Source organism: uncultured Fibrella sp., assembly GCF_964250085.1.
Taxonomy (GTDB): Bacteria; Bacteroidota; Bacteroidia; order Cytophagales; family Spirosomataceae; genus Fibrella.
Window position 1 is genome coordinate 138731 of sequence record NZ_CAXUEC010000007.1, and the last position, 20847, is coordinate 159577.

Annotated in this window: 11 protein-coding genes; 6 read left to right on the forward strand and 5 right to left on the reverse strand. The window is 51.2% G+C overall.

Features of this window, described 5'->3' with window-relative positions:
• Positions 1-38 precede the first annotated feature (38 nt).
• Both ACFE8Q_RS20720 and ACFE8Q_RS20725 read right to left on the reverse strand, forming a co-directional pair.
• Entirely contained in the window at positions 39-1877 is a 1839-nt protein-coding gene (locus tag ACFE8Q_RS20720; RefSeq protein ID WP_375447523.1) for an ABC transporter ATP-binding protein, read from the reverse strand.
• A 103-nt stretch (positions 1878-1980) separates the two neighbouring features.
• Entirely contained in the window at positions 1981-2655 is a 675-nt protein-coding gene (locus tag ACFE8Q_RS20725; protein WP_375447349.1) for an SDR family oxidoreductase, read from the reverse strand.
• 127 nt (positions 2656-2782) lie between these two features.
• Here ACFE8Q_RS20725 and ACFE8Q_RS20730 point away from each other — a divergent pair, with 127 nt between their 5' ends.
• Positions 2783-3514: an MlaE family ABC transporter permease gene (locus ACFE8Q_RS20730; protein WP_370726974.1), complete on the forward strand. Its 732-nt coding sequence runs from the start codon at positions 2783-2785 to the stop codon at positions 3512-3514.
• Positions 3515-3673: 159 nt separating this feature from the next.
• Positions 3674-4423, forward strand: a complete 750-nt coding sequence (locus ACFE8Q_RS20735; protein WP_375447350.1) for an ABC transporter ATP-binding protein — start codon at positions 3674-3676, stop codon at positions 4421-4423.
• Positions 4424-4528: 105 nt separating this feature from the next.
• Here the strand turns inward: ACFE8Q_RS20735 and ACFE8Q_RS20740 are convergent, their stop codons facing one another.
• The 3 genes from ACFE8Q_RS20740 to ACFE8Q_RS20750 form a co-directional block, all read right to left on the reverse strand.
• A complete protein-coding gene (locus tag ACFE8Q_RS20740) occupies positions 4529-5887 on the reverse strand; it encodes a vanadium-dependent haloperoxidase (protein WP_375447351.1) in 1359 nt (452 codons plus the stop codon).
• 196 nt (positions 5888-6083) lie between these two features.
• On the reverse strand, positions 6084-8057 hold the full coding sequence (locus tag ACFE8Q_RS20745; RefSeq protein ID WP_375447352.1) for a M1 family metallopeptidase: 1974 nt from the start codon (positions 8055-8057) through the stop codon (positions 6084-6086).
• Positions 8058-8278: 221 nt separating this feature from the next.
• Positions 8279-11170 carry an FAD-binding and (Fe-S)-binding domain-containing protein gene (locus tag ACFE8Q_RS20750; protein WP_375447524.1) on the reverse strand — a complete coding sequence of 964 codons (2892 nt, stop codon included), beginning with the start codon at positions 11168-11170 and terminating at the stop codon, positions 8279-8281.
• Between the two features lie 610 nt (positions 11171-11780).
• Here ACFE8Q_RS20750 and ACFE8Q_RS20755 point away from each other — a divergent pair.
• The 4 genes from ACFE8Q_RS20755 (at position 11781) to ACFE8Q_RS20770 (ending at position 20462) form a co-directional block, all read left to right on the forward strand.
• Complete coding sequence (locus tag ACFE8Q_RS20755; protein ID WP_375447353.1) at positions 11781-14810, forward strand: SusC/RagA family TonB-linked outer membrane protein; 3030 nt, start codon at positions 11781-11783, stop codon at positions 14808-14810.
• A gap of 23 nt (positions 14811-14833) precedes the next feature.
• Positions 14834-16330, forward strand: a complete 1497-nt coding sequence (locus ACFE8Q_RS20760; protein WP_375447354.1) for a RagB/SusD family nutrient uptake outer membrane protein — start codon at positions 14834-14836, stop codon at positions 16328-16330.
• 118 nt (positions 16331-16448) lie between these two features.
• Complete coding sequence (locus ACFE8Q_RS20765; protein ID WP_375447355.1) at positions 16449-17012, forward strand: hypothetical protein; 564 nt, start codon at positions 16449-16451, stop codon at positions 17010-17012.
• 81 nt (positions 17013-17093) lie between these two features.
• Positions 17094-20462, forward strand: a complete 3369-nt coding sequence (locus ACFE8Q_RS20770) for a VCBS repeat-containing protein (RefSeq protein ID WP_375447356.1) — start codon at positions 17094-17096, stop codon at positions 20460-20462.
• Positions 20463-20847 lie beyond the last annotated feature (385 nt).

A 20847-nucleotide genomic window follows, 5' to 3' on the forward strand; every position in this document is an offset into this window, starting at 1 on the left:
ACAATCTGGTACGTTAGTAGCGCAACAGCAAACTACATTTAAACCTGCTGCAAGGTCTGAAGTCGCCAGTAGAAGCCGCCTTCGTTGGCCAGTAATTCCTGATGATTGCCCTGTTCAACAAGTTGGCCCTGATGCACCACCAAAATCTGGTCGGCGTGCTGGATGGTGCTGAGGCGGTGGGCAATAACGAGCGTGGTGCGGTTGGCCATCAGGCGGGTGAGGGCTTCCTGTACCAGCTTCTCCGACTCCGTATCGAGGGCCGACGTGGCTTCGTCCAGGATCAGGATCGGCGGGTTGCGCAACACGGCACGGGCGATGCTGATCCGCTGCCGTTGACCGCCCGAGAGTTTGCTGCCCCGGTCGCCAATGGTAGTTTGGTAGCCGTCGGGCATTTTGCTGATAAACTCATGTGCATTGGCAATGCGGGCAGCCTGCTCAACCTCGGTTTCAGTAGCGTCACTGCCAAAAGCGATGTTATTGAAGACCGTGTCGTTGAATAGGATACTTTCCTGTGTAACAATGCCCATCAGGTTCCGCAACGAGGCCGTCTGGCAATCGCGCAGGTCGTGCCCGTCGATGCGGACAGCACCCGAAACCGGGTCGTAGAAACGGGGTACCAGATCAGCCAGTGTTGATTTTCCGCCACCTGATGAACCAACCAGCGCGACGGTCTTGCCTTTTTCGAGCCGGAAATTCACGTTTTTCAGAACAGGTGATCCTTCTTCATACGCAAACGATACATTCTCGAATGCAATATCCTGCCGAAAATCAACGAGTTGAATCGCGTTTGGCTTGTCGGTGATGGCGGGCTGCGTGTCGATTAAATCCAGTACCCGTTTGCCGGAAACCAACCCGCGTTGTGAACTGCTGATGGCGTTGGAAATATCTTTGGCGGGCCGCGTCACCTGCGAAAAAAGCGCCAGGTACGTCACAAACTCGCCAGCCGTCAGGTCTGACTGCCCCGACAATACCAGCGAACCGCCATAGAGCAAAATGCCCGCCAGCACCGTTACGCCCATGAATTCGGAGAAAGGTGAAGCCAGTTCCCGACGGTTGGCCAGCGACCGGATGGCATCGCGATAGCCGTCATTCTCGGTCCTGAATTTTCCCAGTGTAAACGGTTCGGCGTTGAATCCCTTTACCACGCGCATACCGCCGAAGGTTTCGTCGAGTACGCTGAGCAAACTGCTTAGTCGCTGCTGACCCTGTGTGGCGTCGCGTTTCATCCGGCGAACCAGCGTGGCGATGATTCCCCCCGAAATCGGAATGACCAGAAAGGCGACGAACGTGAGTTTAGCGGAAATTGAAAACAGCGTGATCAGGAAGAAAATAAGCGTGAACACTTCTTTCGACGCTGCCGACAGGGTGTTGGCAATCGAATTTTCTACTTCCTGCACGTCGGTGGTGATACGGGCAATGAGGTTACCTTTCCGCTGGTCGGAGAAGTAGCCCAGGTGCAGTTGTATGGCTTGCGCAAAAACGGTTTCCCGTAGTGTAGCCACCATACGCGCCTTAAATGATTCTAATTGCCTGACCGATAGATACTTGAACAGGTTACTCAGCAGCACGGAAGCAACTACGGTACCACAAACCAGTTTCAACGCTCCTAGCTGACCGTACAGTTGAAACTGCTGGGCAAAGTAATAATTGAACAGATCGATAGGCGACGTACCCAGCGAAAGCGTTGGGGCGGGCTGATTCAGGACAGTCTGTAACTGGTCGGGCGACGATTGTTTGAAAAGTACGTTGAGCAGCGGAATGAGCAGGGTAAAGTTCAGCGTTGCAAAGAGTGCCGCCAGCAGCGATGTCAGCATAAACGGCACTAAGAACCGCCCCAGCGGCCTGCCAAACGAGAGTAAGCGAAAGTATGTGTTCATCATTTTTAATGACCACTGTATACTGTACAATAAATGATTTTTCGCTCAGGTACGTCCTTTAACAGAGCCATTATTCATTGTACAGTATACAGTGGTCATTCATTTAAATATCCCCCAACTGTGGGCGCATCAGGATTTCTTCGAGGACGGCTGTTTTGGGTAAGTTGCAGGCTGCCCAGACGGTTTCGGCTACGTCGGTAGCCTGCATAAATCGGTCGGTGGGCAGGTCGGTGCCTTCCCAACTGGCGGTCAATGTAGCGCCGGGTAGTAAGGCTGTAACACGCACACCACTTGGTTTTAGTTCTTCGCGCAATACTTTGCTCATACCCAACAGGGCGAACTTCGAGATGCAATACGAACCGCCGTTGGTGTAGGCTGTGATGCTGGCTGTTGAACACATCATAATGATATGACCATCGCGCCGGGCAATCATGTCGCCTACCAGACCACGCGTGAGGTGATAGGCACTGGCTACGTTGGTGTTCATCAGGGTTTCGAACGTACCGTCAGCTTCATTTTGAATTTGCCCCGGCTGGAACGTACCTGCGTTGTTTACCAGCACATCGACCGGGCGATTCAGGCTTTTCAGGTACGTTACCAGGGCATCAACGCCGCTACGCGTGCTGAGGTCAGCGGCAAACGGAATCAGTCCCGGACCTTCGATTCCATCCACGTTGCGGGCGCAGAGCACAGCATCGTACCCACGCGCTACAAACGTGTCGACAATGGCCCGGCCAATACCTTTCGAGCCACCGGTTACCACAATGAGTTTTTTCATACCGTAAAGTTCGGCCATTCGGCTATTAAACGGAAACAGGGACCGAAACCATTCGTCGGCGATGGCCGTTCATTGCCTTGGTGGCCACGCTGAATCGTTTTTTCCGGCCGCTTCCTGTTTTCTCTATATGGTTACCCTTGGTCGGTATTTTATATTTCTGGGTACGTTGTTTCGCGACCGCGAGCGTATGTCCGTTTACCTGCGCCTGATTCTCGACGAGTGCGTCAGCATCGGGGTCAACTCCGTCTTTATTGTCGCTATCGTGGCCTCGTTTATTGGGGCTGTTACCTGCGTGCAAACGGCGTATAATCTTGATAATCCGTTTGTTCCGCGCAATATCATCGCCTTTATCGTTCGCGATAGTACAATCCTGGAATTTGCGCCAACCATCAGCAGTATTGTATTGGCGGGTAAGGTCGGGTCAAATATTGCCGGTCAACTGGGTACCATGCGCGTTACCGAGCAGATCGACGCGCTGGAGGTGATGGGCATCAATTCAAGCTCGTATCTGGTATTGCCCAAAGTGATTGGTGCCATGCTCATGTTTCCCCTGCTGACTATTCTGGCGGCGTTTCTGGGTATTCTGGGCGGTTATCTGGCGGGGGTGCTGGTGGGCGTTATTTCGCATGAAGACTTCATTTCGGGTCTTCGCTTCGATTATAACCCGTTTGGCATCAAATTCGCCCTGATTAAAACGGAGGTATTCGCCTTCCTGATTACAACCATTTCGGCCTTCCAGGGCTTCAATGCCAGTGGTGGTGCTTTAGAAGTTGGTAACGCGTCGACCAATGCCGTGACGGCCAGTTGCATATCGGTTATCGTGGCTGACTTTGTGTTGACTCAATTGCTATTGGCTTAAACGAAATGTCATTGGGCTTTGCCGTCATTAAGTAGTCATTCGCTTCGCTGTCATTAGGTGGTCATTCACAGGTAAAAATGAATAGCAATTGTCTAATGACAGCGAAGCGAATGACTACTTAATGACGGCAAAGCCCAATGACAGCGCAGCGTATTATGTATGATTGAGATAAAAAATATTCAGAAGACGTTTGGCGATAGGCAAGTGTTAGCCGGTATAGATGGAAGCTTCCAGCCGGGCGATACCAGCCTGATTATCGGCGGTAGCGGTACCGGCAAAAGTGTACTTCTGAAGTGCATGATCGGACTGGTGCAACCCGATGCCGGCGAAGTGCTCTACGACGGCCGGAATTTTCTGACGTCAGATGATGATACCCGCAAAGCCATCCGCCGCGAAATGGGCGTTCTTTTCCAGGGGTCAGCACTGTTCGACTCGAAAAGTGTGTTCGAAAATGTCCGGTTTCCGCTCGATATGCTCACGACCATGACGGAGGAAGAAAAGCTGGAACGTGCCCATGCCTCGCTGCAACGGGTAGGTCTGGAAAACGCGGAGCAGCGTATGCCATCGGAGATTTCGGGCGGGATGAAAAAACGCGTCGGCATTGCCAGGGCTATCGTGATGAACCCTAAATACCTTTTCTGCGACGAACCCAACTCCGGCCTCGATCCACTAACGTCGATCAAAATCGATCAGTTGATCAAAGAAATTACCGACGAATACAAAATCACGACGGTCGTTATCACGCACGACATGAACTCGATGATGGAGATCGGCGAAAAGATTATGTTCCTCTACGAAGGTAACAAACTCTGGGAAGGCACGAGCGATACACTGGCCCATTCAGACGTACCCAAACTGAACGAGTTTATCTACGCCAACAAGTTGCTGCGCGAGATGGAGGGGAAATAAAATAGGTTCAAGGGTTCAATGTCCAAGGGCCTAACGTTGCTCCGCTACACTTCCGTTACGGTTTATAGCGAAGCCACTTTAGACCTTAAACCTCTGAACCCACATTTATTTCACCGCTACGCCTTCTTTCCGGGTTTTGGCTTTTTCCAGCACATACTGGCCTACCTTTTTGCCCATTACCGAGCCGTTTTCGAGAGCTGACCGGTAATGGATGCCACCGTATAACCGGCTGACCGACGCTTCGTTGGCCGCATCGTAAAACGATTTGAAGGAACGTACCCCGTGGCCGTATTTATATTCAGTTGAATCGGTAAACGGAATGTTGTCGCCCATCAACCGGGTTAATACGGTTGCCGCGGCGGCGGTGATCGTGCTGTGTCCGCTTGGGTATTCCGGGAAAGGCGGTGTTTGCAGGAAGGGTGCCCATTTCGGGTCGATCGACTTGTTGATCACCGTTTCGGGGCGCACCGTTCTGCTGCGGTATTTTTCGTCCCAGCAGGCAATAAATCCGTCGGCCAGCGCAAACGATGTCAATGTGTAGGCTTCGGCCATACGCATCAGGGGTAGCTTCTGCTGGCGGCCTACCGTCTGGGCAATGGCGATCCAGTGGCCGCCCGGCGTCATTTTCTTCGAGGCGTAGCTAACGTGTCCGGCCACATTCATCACGAAGGCGTTATCATCCCAGAAATAAGCGATATCTGACTGCTCTTTGCTTAGCTTTTTGCCTGTTTCATACACCTCCATTAACTCCTTCTCATACGGGCTTCCCTTTGCCATCGTGTACGCATAGGGGCGAGGCGGCATAAACTGATTACAGGTATCCATTACCCAACAGCGTATGTTGTTCCACTTTGGCTCGGCGGCATCCATGTAGGCGGGTGGCGTTGGCACCCACGTTCCCTCGTCGTTGGTGACGGTGTGCTTAAAACCACGCGTCTGTTTGTAATGGTCTTTCCCGGCAAAATCGAGTACATTTTTCGCTACCGCTTCGCCATACGCCATCGAGCGTTCAATAACGTCGCTGGGCACGCCATCTGTCTCGAACTGCTTGTAAAAGGCAGGCTCGAAGTCCTCGTAAAAATTGGTTGAGAATGTCAGCGCGTGGGCAATGGTCAAAAACGCTTTAGCACCGGCAATGGGATAGCAATACTCTTTTCCTGCTTCGGGCTGCGGCCCACTTTTAAACGTTTTGATCTTACCGCCAAGCGACTCGAAGCCGGGGTTAAACGGGGCCATCGCTTCATAACCTGCCAGATTAGCATAGCCATAAATACGGCTGGCGACGGGAGGCGAAAAAATATCGTGAATAATGACCTCCGTTAATTTATTGACGCAGGCATTGTAGCGTTCCGGATTCGCCGCTTTGGGCATATACTCCTCCGGTTTTGCTGATTGACAGCCCGCCGCGCCCAGCAAAACCAGCGTTAACAGCCAGTTGCAAAGCGCCATCGTATTACTTTTCATGAGTTGGTTATACAAGAGTACCGCACCGGCGGACCGGTCTTACAAAATTAACAGAAAATGCAGGAAGAATGAAAGGTTCATCAACAACGAAGCGGCCACCCTTTCACAAGAATGGCCGCTTTGTACAGTCTTCTGTCCTCTGTTGCTTCGCTAATCTCCGATGTGTTTCAGTAGCAGCGCAACAGAGGACATGATTTTAGTTGCTCGGGCTTACATCGCCTTTCCAGGTATTGTTTTTCGAGTTGTAATCGGGCAGTTTCTGATCAGGATCAATCGTTACCTGCGAAATGGTTGAGGTGGTATTGGCCTGGAAGCTCCAGGTGCCACCCCGCTGCCAGATTTCGACAGGCAGTTGAACGCGCGTCTTTTTGCCATTGCTTTCCTGAATCTCCACAACGGCCGGCATGGCCAGCTTATCCAGGTTTTCGATGGTGATGATGCTGCCTTTTTCGGGGGCCGAATCAGTGTATTTCACACCTTTCACGCTCTGATCGAGCTTCCAGGTTTCGAAGAACCAGCCACGCCAGTACCAGCCCAGGTCTTCGCCCGCGCCGTTTTCCATGCTGCGGAAGAAGTCATGCGGCGTTGGGTGCTTGAATGCCCAGCGAGCCACATATTGCTTGAATGCATAGTCGAAACGCTCAGGACCGAGAATGCTCTCGCGCAGAATACGCAGGCCCATTCCAGGTTTGTAATACGCCAGAATGCCCAGGTTACGCGCCGCCTGCACGTCAGGAATGGTCATAATTGGCTCAACGGGCGAGTACAGTGCCGGGGCCACGTCGTGCATGGTGCCACGCTCCCGGTTGTATTCGCCTTTGTTGAACGCCGCCGTCGACAGGAAGTTGATGAAGGTGTTGAACCCTTCGTCCATCCAGGCGTATTTGCGTTCGTTATTACCCACGATCATCGGGAACCAGTTGTGGCCAAATTCGTGATCTGTTACGCCGAATAGGCCGTCTTTCTTCGAGTTATGCTGGCAGAACACGATACCGGGATATTCCATACCACCCACAATACCGGCTACGTTGGTCGCTACCGGATACGAGTACTCGAAGACGTACCCAGAGTAAAACTCAATGCTGTGTTTGACGTACTCCGTTGACCGGTTCCACGAATCGGCTGTAGCACTTTCGGCTGGGTACGCCGATTGGGCGAGTGCCTTTTTACCGCTTGGCAGGTTAATACGGGCCGCATCCCAGACAAATGCTTTCGACGAGGCCCACGCCACGTCGCGCGTGTTGATACATTTGAAACGCCACACCTGCCGACCCGATTGCTTGGGCCGCGATGATGGGTTCGTTACTTCTTCCTTGCTGCGAATCATCACCGTCTGATCGCTCTGTTTGGCCTGCGCCAACCGTTTGATCTGCTCGGCCGTTAGTACTTCCGTTGGGTTCATCAGCTCGCCCGAACCAACTACGATATGATCCCAGGGTACGTCAATGGCGTATTCTATATCACCGTATTCGAGGTAAAACTCACCCGCACCCAGGTAAGGCAGCGTGTTCCAGCCCTGAATGTCGTCATAGACGCACATACGTGGATACCACTGCGCGATTTCGTAGATGATACCGTCTTTCCGCTTCAACTGCCCCATCCGGTCTGAACCGTATTCGGGAATTTTGAACGAATAGCCGATCTTGATCTTCACTACATCGCCGCCTGGCTTCATAGGCTCGGTCAGTTTAATCTGCATCCGGCTGTCGCTAACGACGTTTGGCGCAGCCGTAAACTTACGTGTGCCCTGCTCCACCTGTACACTGGTGATGCCGTAGCCACCCGCGAAATCCTTATTACCAAATCGTCCCCCCTGAATAGGCGTGGTTTTGGCCGAGCGCGAGGTGTCACTGAATGCGTTCTGGTCGAGCTGAAGCCATACGTAGTTAAGGCTTTCGGGCGAGTTGTTTTTGTACGTAATCTCAACCTCGCCTGTCACGGTCTGGGCAACATCATCCAGTTTGACGTTGATCTTGTAGTCGGCCCGGTTTTGCCAGTAGCGGGGGCCTGGTGCACCGCTGCCCGTCCGGTAGTCATTGCCGGGCTGCATATTAAATAAAGGGTGAAACAACACACGGGGGTCGTAGCCGCTGGTGGTTGTTGTCGATGAAGTCTGGGCCATACCCTGCCAGCTAAGCAGACAGGCGACACCAATCAGGAGTTTTTTCATGAACAAAAATTGCGGAATGTCGCCCGGTCAGGCAACGAACGTATTACTCTGTAAAATTAACAGGCTTATGACGAAATAAAACCCGGTATTTGATAGGTGGTCAACCCCTAAATCCCCTGAAGGCGGTCGGCCGCTACCGGACTTGCTTTGCTTATCTGGCATTTCGTAGCTGAGCAGCGCAAAGTCCGGTAGGGGCCGACCGCCTTCAGGGGATTTAGGGGTCATTTCAACGCCTCATACAAAATTTCAGCCGGGTGCTTGGCCGTGCGGTTCGCGCCGTCATGAATCTGGTGGCGGCACGACGTACCTGCGGCGGCAATAATCACATTGGCCGGTTGCTGCCGAACGGTTGGGAGCAATACCAGCTCACCCACCTGCATTGATACGTCGTAATGCTCTTTCTCGTACCCAAACGACCCCGCCATGCCGCAGCAACCAGACGGAATCTGCTCGACGGTATAGTTTTTGGGTAACGACAGAATACGCTGGCTATGAACCATGCTCGACACCGCCTTTTGCTGGCAGTGACCATGCAGTTTGATGAGTCGCTTTTCGTCGGTAAACAGGGCCGGGTCGATGCGGTTGGCATCTAGCTCGCGGGCGATGAATTCCTCAAACGTGAGCGCATTACGGGCAATGTTCCGGGCATCATCCGCCAGCGAGGGATCGACGAGGTCGGGGTACTCATCCCGAAATGTCAGAATAGCCGACGGTTCAATGCCAACCAGCGGCGTTTCGTCGGTGATAACGCCCCGCAAGTCGCGCACGTTTCGGTCGGCCAGTGTTTTAGCATATTTCAGCATGCCTTTCGAGAGCGCCGCCCGCCCGCTTTCGCCGTGCGTCGGAATAACGACGTTATAGCCCAGTTTCTCAAGCAGCAGCACTGCTTTCTGGCCAACTTCCACATCATTGAAATTGGTAAACTCGTCGCAGAACAGGTTCACTGTTTTTAGTTTGCTGTTTTCCATTGCCTCGCCGATTAGTCGGACCGGGCTATTTTGCAGAGCAACAGAAGACAGTGAACGGGAAGCGGTAAACCATTTTTTGAGCGTCGTTTTTCCCATCAGCGGCATGGTCCGGTCGGGGTGGAAACCGACGAGGCGGTTGGCCATGCGGCGAAGCGGGGACGTACCCAGCACCGCGTTCCAGGCCCACGGAACATAGCTGGCCAGCCCCGACAGGCGGGCAAAATTGGCGATCAGCCGCGACCGGATCGGAACGCCATTGGCATCGTAATAATGCTGTAAGAACTCCGCCTTTAACTTCGCCACGTCCACGTTGGACGGACATTCCGACTTGCACGCTTTGCACGACAGGCACAGGTCATACACTTCCTTGATCTCCTTGTGGTCGAACCGGTTTTCTTTGGGCGAATGCGTCAGCATTTCGCGCAGGATATTGGCCCGGCCCCGCGTGGTGTCTTTCTCGTTGCGCGTTGCCATGTAGCTGGGGCACATCGTTCCGCCCGACACTTCCGTTTTGCGGCAATCGCCCGAGCCGTTGCACTGCTCGGCATGTTGCAACACGGTCTGGTTGTTATACCGAAAATACGTTTCGAAATCGGGCGTTTGCTGGTCGGCTTCGTAGCGCAGGTACGTGTCCATTGGTGGCGTATCCACGATCTTGCCCCGGTTGAAAATGCCTTCCGGGTCCCAAAGCTGCTTCACCTGCCGCATCAACTCGTAATTATGCTGACCGACCATTTGCGGAATAAACTCACCGCGTAACCGTCCGTCGCCATGTTCGCCGGAGAGTGAGCCGTTGTATTTTTTTACCAGTGTGGCAATCTCTTCGGCGATCATCCTGAATTGACGATGGCCTTCGGCTGTCTTTAGGTTGATGATCGGCCGTAAATGCAACTCCCCCGAACCGGCATGGGCGTAATGCACCGACGCCATGTTGTGGGTCTTCAGAATCTCGTTGAACTCCCGGATATAGTCGGGCAGGTCGCGCACGTCAACGGCCGTATCTTCGATAACAGCCACCGCTTTTTCGTCGCCCGGTAAGTTGCCTAATAAGCCCAGACCGGCTTTGCGGAGCGTCCAGATTTTTTTGGTGTCTTCACCAAACAGGAGTGGGTAGTGATAGCCCAGTCCGGCCGCCCGCATCTCGGCTTCCATCTCGGCGGCCGTCGACTCAATCTCGGCGCGTGTCGGTTTCGATACGTCGACGACCAGAATGATCGGAAAGCCATCGGTCGGTGTTTTCTGGACGAAAAAGCTGTTTTTGCGCTGTTCCGGGTTCGAGTCGGCCCGTTCCAGTATAATGTCGTCGATCAGTTCAACGGCCTGCGGTTTGTATTTAAGCGCTACCAGCGTGGCCCGAAGCGATTCGTCGATGGTGTGGCAATGCACGCAAACCAACCCTTGTTCCTTCGGTGGTAGCGGCACCAGATTCAGCTTGATCTCGGTCATGAAGCAGAGTGTGCCTTCTGACCCGGCAATCAATTTGCAGAAATTAAACGCCTCGCCACCCGGTGTAAACGGTTCACAATTGAGCAGTTCGTCCAATGCGTAGCCTGTGTTGCGCCGCTCGATACTGGCTTTCGGAAACTGGGTACGTATCTCCTGCTGATTTTCCGCGTTGGTCAGCATCGCGTTTGTTTTCAGCAGAATCTGGTCGGCCAGTGTGGCACCTCCATTCTTCCGGCTGGCGTTACCCACCGCTTTGATGTAATCCCAACTCGTCTGGGAACCAAACTCCACCTCCGACCCATCAGACAGCAGTGCTTTCACCGACAGTGTATGCTCGCGCGTAGCCCGGTAAACAACCGAGTTGGACCCGCAGGAGTTGTTGCCCACCATGCCCCCAATCATCGCCCGGTTTGCCGTTGATGTTTCGGGGCCAAAATACAGGCCGTATGGTTTCAGGAACAGGTTCAGTTCGTCGCGCACGACGCCCGGTTGTACACGTACCCAGTGCTGTTCCGGGTTGACTTCCAGAATCTTCGTAAAGTGCTTCGACACGTCGACCACGATTCCCGCGCCCACTACCTGCCCGGCCAGCGACGTACCTGCAGTTCGAGGGATGAGCGACACCTTTTCCTGGCGAGCTAATTGAATCAGTGCTTTCAAGTCATTGACTGACTTTGGCATAGCTACCGCCAGCGGCATCTCCCGGTAGGCCGAAGCGTCGGTCGCATAAAGCGTAAGGTAGGTGGAATCGGTAAAGAAGTCGCCCTCGAACGCGGGAGGAGGCAACAAGGAAGAAGCAGTAGGTATCATGTAATCTACACCGCCTCAAACGTGACTGAGCTTACGCGTTGCAGGTACGTTCGATGACTTAATTGAGGCCATAAATTTAACCAAAACTGGACCAAAGGAGAAATTTATGTCTATGAGGGCCCATGACTATTCTGGGATTATTCATAATCTTATCAAGACATAAAATGTTATTAATCAGTTAGTTATTAGGTGTAAATACAAGTTTACAGGTATTATTCCGCAATAGCCTGTTCTCTACGAGCAATAAAAAAATCGGTATTATTCCTACAGATCTTAAGCTTATATCATCAAAAAAGAACTTGTACCTAAAGTATTATTTCTTGTAATTTGCCAACTCCTTCATCTATATACTCAATATCTTCTAAATCAAGTGCCATAAAGCCACTATACGTTCAGTGGAGTAGACAAGGCTTTATGGTATCTGGTCCTGAGTGCTGTTGTATATAGCGGTTCGAGTACTTACCACTAAAAAAACTTTTACTAACCATTTAACAAACCTATGATGGACAACTCCTACTCAGTAGGTTACGCCACATTTACCAGGCGTATGCAGTCCGTTCGGTCTTCTCTTCAGTTGGGAGGACTGTCGGTGCTCATGCTATTTCTTTTGCTGAGCAGCCAATTCACGTTTGCGCAGGACAACAGCGTAACGGGCAAAGTATCAGACAATAATGGCCGGGGGTTACCTGGCGTTAGTGTCAGTGTAAAGGGTACAACACGAGGTACCAACTCAGATGCTGATGGTAACTATAAAATCGGCGTGCCGGCTAATGCGGTGCTGGTTTATAGTTTTGTTGGCTTCGAAACCCAGAATATTACGGTCGCTGGTAAATCAGTGGTTAACGTAACACTCCTCGAAGACAATAAGACGTTGAATGAAGTGGTTGTTATCGGTTACGGTACAGCCATGAAAAAAGATCTGACGGGGGCTGTAAACAGCATTGGTACGAAAGATTTCAACAAGGGTATCACAACGTCTCCTGAGCAGTTACTTCAGGGCCGTGTACCGGGTGTTGCTATCACGCAGAGTAATGGCGAACCAGGTGGCGCTATCAACATTCGTATCCGGGGTACGTCTTCGGTACGGAACGGTAACAACCCGCTCTTTGTCGTAGATGGTGTTCCACTGGCAGGCGACGAAACGTCGGCTGGCGGTGATAACTCAGGTATCGGTAGCTCATCGGCCCGTAACCCACTGAACTTCCTGAACTCGAATGATATCGAGTCGATGGACATTCTGAAGGATGCGTCGGCAACGGCTATCTACGGGGCTCGTGGTGCCAACGGCGTTGTGCTGATTACGACCAAGAAAGGTAAAGGCGCAAAAGGTACGCTGGAGTATTCACCGTCAGTGGGTATCAGCAACATTACGAAGCGGTACGATCTGTTGAGTGCTGATGAATACGCTAAACTGCAACCAACCAACGACAAAGGCGCTCGTGTAGACTGGCAGGACGTTCTGTTCCGCACGGGTGTAACGCAGCAGCACAACCTGGCCTATGGCTCGGGCGACAACACGGGCAACTACCGTTTCTCGCTGGGCTCGCTCGATCAGCAGGGTATCATGCAGCGCAGTTCGCTGAACCGGATCAGCCTGACGTTTAATGGCAACAAGAAGTTTATCAACAACAAGTTGAACATTGGTATTCAGGCTACGGTGTCGCAAACGAAAGATGGCAACATCCCGGTTACCGACAACGCCGGTTACCAGGGCGATTTGCTGGGTGGTATTCTGAAGTCGAACCCAACGTTGCCGATCTATAACGCCGATGGTTCACTGTTCCAGTCGACCAACGTAGCTGAGCCAAACCCTCAGGCGCTGTTGAGCTTGTCGAAAGACAATACCAAAACGCTTCGTACGGTTGGTAACATCAATGCTGAATACGAAATCATTGATGGGCTGAAATTCAAGACTGTATTAGGTTTTGACAAGTCGATGTCGTCACGGAAGGCTGCTTTCTCGAAAGACCTGGGTTACCAGGCAATTCAGAACGTGGGTCGGTTGTATTTGACTGATATTCAGACAGACAATAACCTGATGGAAAACTACTTTACGTACAACAAGAAAGTGGGTACGGCTAATCTGAGCGCTCTGCTCGGTTATTCATACCAGAGCTTCGAGTATACGTTCCAGAAAGTATCAGCCACCAACTTCCGCACAAATGATCTCGATCTGATGATCAACAACGCGGCCTCGGCTGATAACTCAAAAGGATTTGGTAGCCAGCTCAACAACACGTCGTACACGAAAGACGAACTGCAGTCTTTCTTTGGTCGGGTTAACGTAGACTTTGGTGCGCTGGTAGTAACAGGTACGTTGCGGGCCGATGGATCAACCCGTTTCGGTACAGACAACAAGTACGGTTACTTCCCATCAGCGGCTGTAGCTTACCGGCTTACCGAGCAAGGATTTATGCCTAAAGGGGTATTTTCTGACCTGAAAGTACGTGTTGGTTATGGTGTAACGGGTAACCAGTCAATTCCGCACAACCTGTATGATCAACGTAAGCGGTATGGTGATTGGAATATGAATGAAACGGCAACCAGTATTGGTGGTGGCGGTTTGGACGATATCTCGTTCCCAAACTCGAAACTGAAGTGGGAGTCTACTGGCCAGTTTAACGCTGGTATCGATTTCGCGCTGGTCGGCAACAAAATTTCTGGTAGCCTAGACGTTTATCAGAAAGATACCAAGAATCTGCTGATCCAAAACTCATCGGCTCAACCCGCCCTGACGTCGTTTACCTGGTTCAATCTGGACGCTGATGTATTCAACAGTGGCGTTGAATTGGCATTGAACTACGCGGCTGTTGATAAGGCTAACTTTGGTTGGGATGTAAGCTTCAATGCCGCTTACAACAAGAACATTGTAAAGAACTACAAGGGTTTGATCAACACAGGTGGCATCAGCGGTCAGGGTTTGACAGGTGCTTTTGCTGAACGGATCGCCAATGAGCAGCCGCTATTCGCTTACTTCCTGCGTGAGTTTGGTGGTTACGACGAAAACGGTAACTCGAAATATCCGAACGGTGACGTGCAGCAGTTCATCGGAAAAAGCCCATTACCAACCATCACTGGTGGCTTGACCAACAACTTCCGGTACAAGAACTTCACGATGAGCCTGTTCTTCAATGGTGTATTTGGTAACTACATCTATAACAACACGGCCAACGCCTACTTCACGAAAGGATCGTATAACAACGGTCGGAACGTGACACGCAACGTACCTGGCCTGGCTGAAGGTGCCTTCAACGCGCCCGACGTATCGACCCGCTTCCTGGAGAACGGTTCATTCGTTCGGTTGCAGAACGTGAACCTGGGCTACCGGTTCAACGTGGGTAAATCAGCCCTGTCGAATCTGCGCGTTTACCTGACTGGCCAAAACCTGTTCGTAATTACGAACTACACTGGTCAGGACCCTGAAGTAAACACCAACAAATCGTTGAGCGGTGTGCCATCATATGGTATCGACTACACAGCGTATCCACGGGCTCGTACCTTCACGCTAGGTGCAAACCTTACGTTCTAAATCACTGATTTACAACTAAAAAGATGAACAAGAATATAACATTCAAATCAATTAGTCTGGCTACAGGGCTGGCGGTGCTGGCATCCTGCACCAATCTGGACTCAGTAGAAAAAGACTCGCTGGTTGTAAAAGCGACTAACAAGGGCTTTGTAGCGGTCAACGTTGTGGACGAACTACAGGCTTCTTACAACGCGCTTGGCAATAACTTTTCTGATCAGGCAGGCATTTACTCGTTGGGCGAACACCCAACGGCTGAAATGATTCCACCAACCCGTGGGGTTGACTGGGGTGACAATGGTGTATGGCGGACGCTCGACCAACACACCTGGGATCCCACACACTCAAACGTACTTGGCGCCTGGAATAACCTGAACTCACAGGTACTTAAAACCACGCAGATTCTGAACTCAAGCCCATCGGCAGCGCAAGCGGCCGAAGCCAAGTTCCTGCGGGCCTGGAATATGTTTCATGTAATGGACTATTGGGGTCAGGTGCCATTCCGGGAGGCTACTGAAGACGTTTTTGTGAACCCAAAAGTGAAAACACGGGCAGAAGCGTTTGACTTTATCGTGAAAGACCTGACCGAGGCGTTGCCCGCCCTGTCAGAAGCGAAAACCACGGTATCAGAAAACCCGGCGGCAACAAAAGCAGCCGCTAACTACCTGCTGGCCAAGTTGTATCTGAACAAAGCGGTTTACACCTCGACAAGCACAGATGGTAGCTACACGTTCGCAAAAGCGGATATGGATCAGGTAGTGAAATATGTCGATGCCATTACGGCGGCTGGTTTCAAACTCAGCTCAGACTATTTCAGCAACTTTACCGACAAAGCGGCCAGCGAAATCATCCTGACAGGTGCGCAGGGATCACCTCAAAACCGCTGGATGATGACGCTGCACTACGACCAGAACCCATCGGGCTGGAACGGCTTCACAACACTGGCCGACTTCTACGACAAGTTCGAGGCGTCTGATATTCGCAAAGGCGTTGCTGCCAAGAAAGATGGTTCCAACTACTCTGGTATTGGACGTGGCTTCCTGATCGGTCAGCAGTATACCGATAAAGGGGTAGCCCTGAACGATAGCCGGGCTAACAAGCCGCTGCAATTCACCCGCGACGTAATTCTGTCTGGTTGCCCAACCGATAAGGGTATCCGGGTGATCAAGTACCACCCTGCCGATGCCAACAAGTATATCCTGGCTCGGTATGGTGATGCATATCTGATGAAAGCAGAGGCCCTGTTCCGGGGTGGCGACGTGGCCGGTGCCCTAACCTGGGTGAATGCCCTGCGTAAAACCCGTGGTGCATCAGCACTAACTACACTGGATGCCAACACGATATTCGACGAAATTGGTCGGGAGACGTATTGGGAAGGTGGTAAGCGGACGGTTGAAATTCGCTACAACAAATTCCTAACGGGTACTGGTGTTGACCGGAAAGATCCAGGTACGGTTCTGTATCCTATTCCGGCTGATGCCATTGCATCGAACCCGAATCTGAAGCAGAACGCAGGTTACTAAAACGAGTGACTCTATGTTGATAAAAAAGGCTCGCTCCGGCGGGCCTTTTTGCTTTTAAGAAATCTGAAACCTATAAGGTCTTCAAGACCTTATAGGTTTGTTTGACAACTACCTGACTATGCGTCTTATTACTACCGTTTTTGCCAGCCTGTTATCCATCCTCTTCTTTTGCACGTGTAAAACCCAGCCCGATGTAGAAACCGTCTACAAATCGCTGAAGGCTGGTGAAGCCAGAATCATTGTCTCGATCGATGGGGACGATTTTTACCCTGACGATAGCCGGTTCTCTGGCGAAGTGACCGTTTCGCCGAATACCGTTCACATGAATCTTTTCGATCAATACGAGAGCAACGTCATTTTCTCGCTTGGCGATGAAGCATTATTTGCCAAACGACCCATTTCACGGCCCATCGTAGTCGATCAGCCATCGGCGGGCAGTGTCATGATTGGCCGGGTAAACGACAGAGCAAAGCGCACCGGCGACGGTTTTATTATGACCCAGGGCGACGCAACGGTCGAGTCGCTATCAGATGAGAAGGTTGTTGTACGCCTGTCGGGAAAAACCGGAAATTTCAACACAATGCGTGATCCGAAAACCTGGAAAAGCCTGGAGGCACTGCTGGTTTACAAACGCCCAAAGCTCATGATGCGTGGCGACACAACCAGATCGTTGCTGTATTAAGCCTCGTTAAACTTATAAGTTTCCCCGACCGGTGTCGGTGTTTACGTGGTAACTTTGAGATTCGTGTGCCGTAACTAACCTATGAATAAGATCGTATTAACGTACCTGAAAGGCTCCGTTTACCTGCTGGCGGCGTGCTTTACCACAGCCTGCTCGTCGAAGAAAAGCGATACGCTGTTCGAGAAGATGGACAATGAGGCCATTGGCGTAACCTTTCAAAATAAGGTCGAAAACCGGGCCGACTTCAATATTTTCAATTACCGTAACTTCTATAATGGAGGCGGTGTGGGTGTGGGTGATATCAATAACGACGGCCTGCCCGATATCTATTTTACCTCAAACATGGGGTCGAACAAGCTGTACCTGAACAAGGGAAACTGGCACTTCGACGATATAACCACCAAAGCGAAGGTGGGAAGTAACGGCAAATGGGGAACCGGCGTGGTTATGGTCGACATCAACAACGACGGCCGACTTGATATTTACGTTTGCTATGCCGGGTACCAAAAAGGCATCGACCAGCGCAACGAACTCTACATAAATCAGGGTAACGGCCCCGACAACGTACCCACATTTAAAGAAGAAGCCAGGAAATACGGTCTTGATGAAGACGGGTACACCACCCACGCCGCCTTTTTCGATTATGATAAAGACGGCGACCTGGACTGTTATATCCTGAACAACAGCTTTATACCGGTCAATACGCTTAACTACGAAAACAATCGGTCGGTGCGGGCCGAAGAATGGCCGGTAAAAGATTTTCTGAAAGGCGGCGGCGACCGGCTGATGCGCAACGACAACGGCGTCTTCCATGACGTTTCCAAAGAAGAAAATATCTACAGCAGTTTGATTGGCTTCGGGCTTGGGGTAACGGTCGGTGATGTGAACGGTGATAACTGGCCGGATATTTATATATCGAACGACTTCTTCGAGAAAGACTATCTCTATATCAATCAGCATGATGCGAACGGTCGGCATACCGGGTTTACGGAAGAAGTAGAGCAGCGGATGAAGCACCTGAGCATTGCGTCGATGGGAGCCGATATGGGCGATATAAACAACGACGGCTACCCCGAAATTTTTACCACCGAAATGCTGCCCCGCGACGAGAAACGTCTGAAAACAACCACCTCGTTTGAGAATCATTACGTGGCAAACCTGAAGCGCGATAAAGGTTTCTATAACCAGTTGCAGCAAAATTGCCTGCAACTCAACAACCAGAACGGGACATTCAGTGAAATAGCCAATTATGCCGGTGTGGCGGCCAGCGACTGGAGTTGGGGAGCCTTGCTGTTCGATGCCGATAATGATGGCTACAATGACATCTACGTGTGCAATGGTATTTACAACGATGTTATCGACCAGGATTTTATCGACTTTTTTGCCAACGAACTTGCTCAGAAAATGGTGCTGTCGGGCAAAAAACAGGAGTTCGATGAAATCGTGAAGAACATGCCATCACGACCTATTCCGAATTACTTCTTCAGTAATAACAAAAACCTGCGCTTTACCGAATCGGGAGAGGCGGTGGGGCTGGCCGATCCGTCTTTCTCGAATGGTGCTGCCTATGCCGATCTGGACAATGACGGCGACCTTGATCTGGTTGTCAACAATGTGAATCAGCCTTGCTTCGTGTACCAGAATCACGCCGAGAAACGGGCCGCAACGAATCAATTTATGCGGGTGAAGCTCCAGGGCGATGGGCAGAATACTTATGCGATCGGATCAAAAATCGAGGTGTTCGCTGGAAGCCAGATTTTTAGCCGCTACATTGCTCCATCGCGCGGCTTCCAATCGAGCACGGAATACATACAGACTATTGGATTGGGAACCCTCAAACAGCCCGACTCTGTGCGGGTGATCTGGTTTGATGATAAGGTGACCGTACTCCGCGCCCCGAAAGCTGGCGCTACCCTGACGCTGGCGCACAAAGATGCTAAAGTGGGTTCAGGTACGTTGGGTACAATGCCTGTAAAATCAACGCCCGCCCTGTTTGCCAACGTACCTGCGCCCTTCGATGCCCATGTTGAAGACCGCTACGAAGACTTCTTCGACGAGAGGAACATTCCCATGAAGTTATCGTCTGAAGGCCCCAAAGCGGCAATTGGCGATGTGAATGGCGACGGGCGTCAGGATGTATACATAGGCGGTGCCAAGGGGCAGGGCGGCCAGTTGTATTTGCAGACTGGCGCAGGATTTACAAAATCGAACCAGCCCATTTTCAGGGAGTTGAGTGAGTTTGAAGACACGGCCGCGCTGCTATTCGATGCTGACAAAGACGGTGATCTGGACCTGTTTGTTGGGAGCGGTGGCAACGAGGTTCCCACGGGGTCAGGTACGTTGATGAACCGGCTGTTTATAAATGATGGGAAAGGAATGTTTACGCTCAACACGCGTGCCCTGCCCCCCACAACCATGAACACATCGGTAGCGGTGCCCTACGATTACGATGCCGACGGCGATCTGGACCTGTTTGTTGGGAGTCGCAGCTATCCGAAAGAATATGGCGTTAGTCCGTCGAGTTATGTATATCAAAATAATGGAACCGGTGAATTTTCGGATGCGACAAAACAGGTTGCTCCTGATTTTGCCGGGCTGGGCATGGTTCGTGACGCTGCCTGGGCCGACCTCAACGGCGACGGACGTAGCGAACTGATTGTTGTGGGCGACTGGATGAGTCCGCAGGTATTTAGCTACGCCAGTGGTCGATTCACCAACATAAACACCGGTCTGGCCAACCTGACCGGGTTGTGGGGGAAGGTAGCCGTAGCCGATATCGACGGCGATAAAGACAACGATCTGATTATCGGCAACATAGGAGAGAACTTCGCGCTTAATGCCGATGCAGACCATCCGTTGAAACTATGGGTCAACGACTTCGATAAGAACGGTATCCTCGATAAGATAATGACCAAAACCATTGATGGCCGGGACGTACCTGTGTTTCTGAAACGGGAAATGGCCGATCAGTTTCCGTTCCTGAAAAGCAAGATTCTGAAGCATAGCGATTACGCTACCAAAACGTTACAGGACCTTTTTCCACCGGCTGTTCTCGAAGCGGGTCAGGTGAAAACATTGACTTATCGCCGATCAATCGTGGCTATCAACGATGGCAAGGGAGCGTTCACGGTGCGTGACTTACCTGATGCTGTACAAATGACCTGTGTAAACGCTATTGCCTGCGAAGACCTGAACAAGGATGGTCGCCGGGACATTGTACTGGGCGGCAATTTTACCCACTTCACGCCGCAACTAGGCATGATCGACGCCTGCCAGGGAATTGTCTTGCTGAACCAGGCGGGCGGTGGGTTCAGGGTGCTATCCAGCAAAGAAAGCGGCTATCTGACCCGGGGCGAGGTGAAGCAAATTAGCCCGTTGACGATCAATCAGCAGCCGTATCTGTTAAATCTGATAAATAACGCGCCGCCAATGCTATTTAAAGAGCGTTAAAGTTTGCCTGCTCAACGAACCACCCAGAAAGTATACAGGTGTATAAATACGATATACTGAGTTAGGTAAGCGACTCATTATTAGGGCCCTATACTACCGAAGGCAAACCCTCTTATGTTGTTTTAATACAATTAACTATAGTATGTAAACCCTGATGATAGGGTGCAGTGGATAGGGAAAACCCTAATTAGTTGAATTATTCGTTCTTACTATTGTAATTTGTCCTATAGACTATCCCTTGTTTGTTCAATTATAAACTGGCAGGAGTCAATACTCAACGTGATATATCCTTACTTACTTCAGTGCCAATGTCTTCGTTGTCTGGTTGATTTTGTTTGTTTCTATATAGGGCAAGACGATTAAAGGGTGGTTAATAACCATTTTT

Bases quoted from the DNA above. Each gene is read 5' to 3' on its own strand.
- ACFE8Q_RS20740 (WP_375447351.1), bottom strand. From the start codon at position 5,887: ATGAAAAGTAATACGATGGCGCTTTGCAACTGGCTGTTAACGCTGGTT.
- ACFE8Q_RS20755 (WP_375447353.1), top strand. From the start codon at position 11,781: ATGATGGACAACTCCTACTCAGTAGGTTACGCCACATTTACCAGGCGT.
- ACFE8Q_RS20745 (WP_375447352.1), bottom strand. From the start codon at position 8,057: ATGAAAAAACTCCTGATTGGTGTCGCCTGTCTGCTTAGCTGGCAGGGT.
- ACFE8Q_RS20730 (WP_370726974.1), top strand. From the start codon at position 2,783: ATGGTTACCCTTGGTCGGTATTTTATATTTCTGGGTACGTTGTTTCGC.
- ACFE8Q_RS20765 (WP_375447355.1), top strand. From the start codon at position 16,449: ATGCGTCTTATTACTACCGTTTTTGCCAGCCTGTTATCCATCCTCTTC.
- ACFE8Q_RS20720 (WP_375447523.1), bottom strand. From the start codon at position 1,877: ATGAACACATACTTTCGCTTACTCTCGTTTGGCAGGCCGCTGGGGCGG.
- ACFE8Q_RS20735 (WP_375447350.1), top strand. From the start codon at position 3,674: ATGATTGAGATAAAAAATATTCAGAAGACGTTTGGCGATAGGCAAGTG.
- ACFE8Q_RS20760 (WP_375447354.1), top strand. From the start codon at position 14,834: ATGAACAAGAATATAACATTCAAATCAATTAGTCTGGCTACAGGGCTG.
- ACFE8Q_RS20725 (WP_375447349.1), bottom strand. From the start codon at position 2,655: ATGAAAAAACTCATTGTGGTAACCGGTGGCTCGAAAGGTATTGGCCGG.
- ACFE8Q_RS20750 (WP_375447524.1), bottom strand. From the start codon at position 11,170: ATGCCGCTGGCGGTAGCTATGCCAAAGTCAGTCAATGACTTGAAAGCA.
- ACFE8Q_RS20770 (WP_375447356.1), top strand. From the start codon at position 17,094: ATGAATAAGATCGTATTAACGTACCTGAAAGGCTCCGTTTACCTGCTG.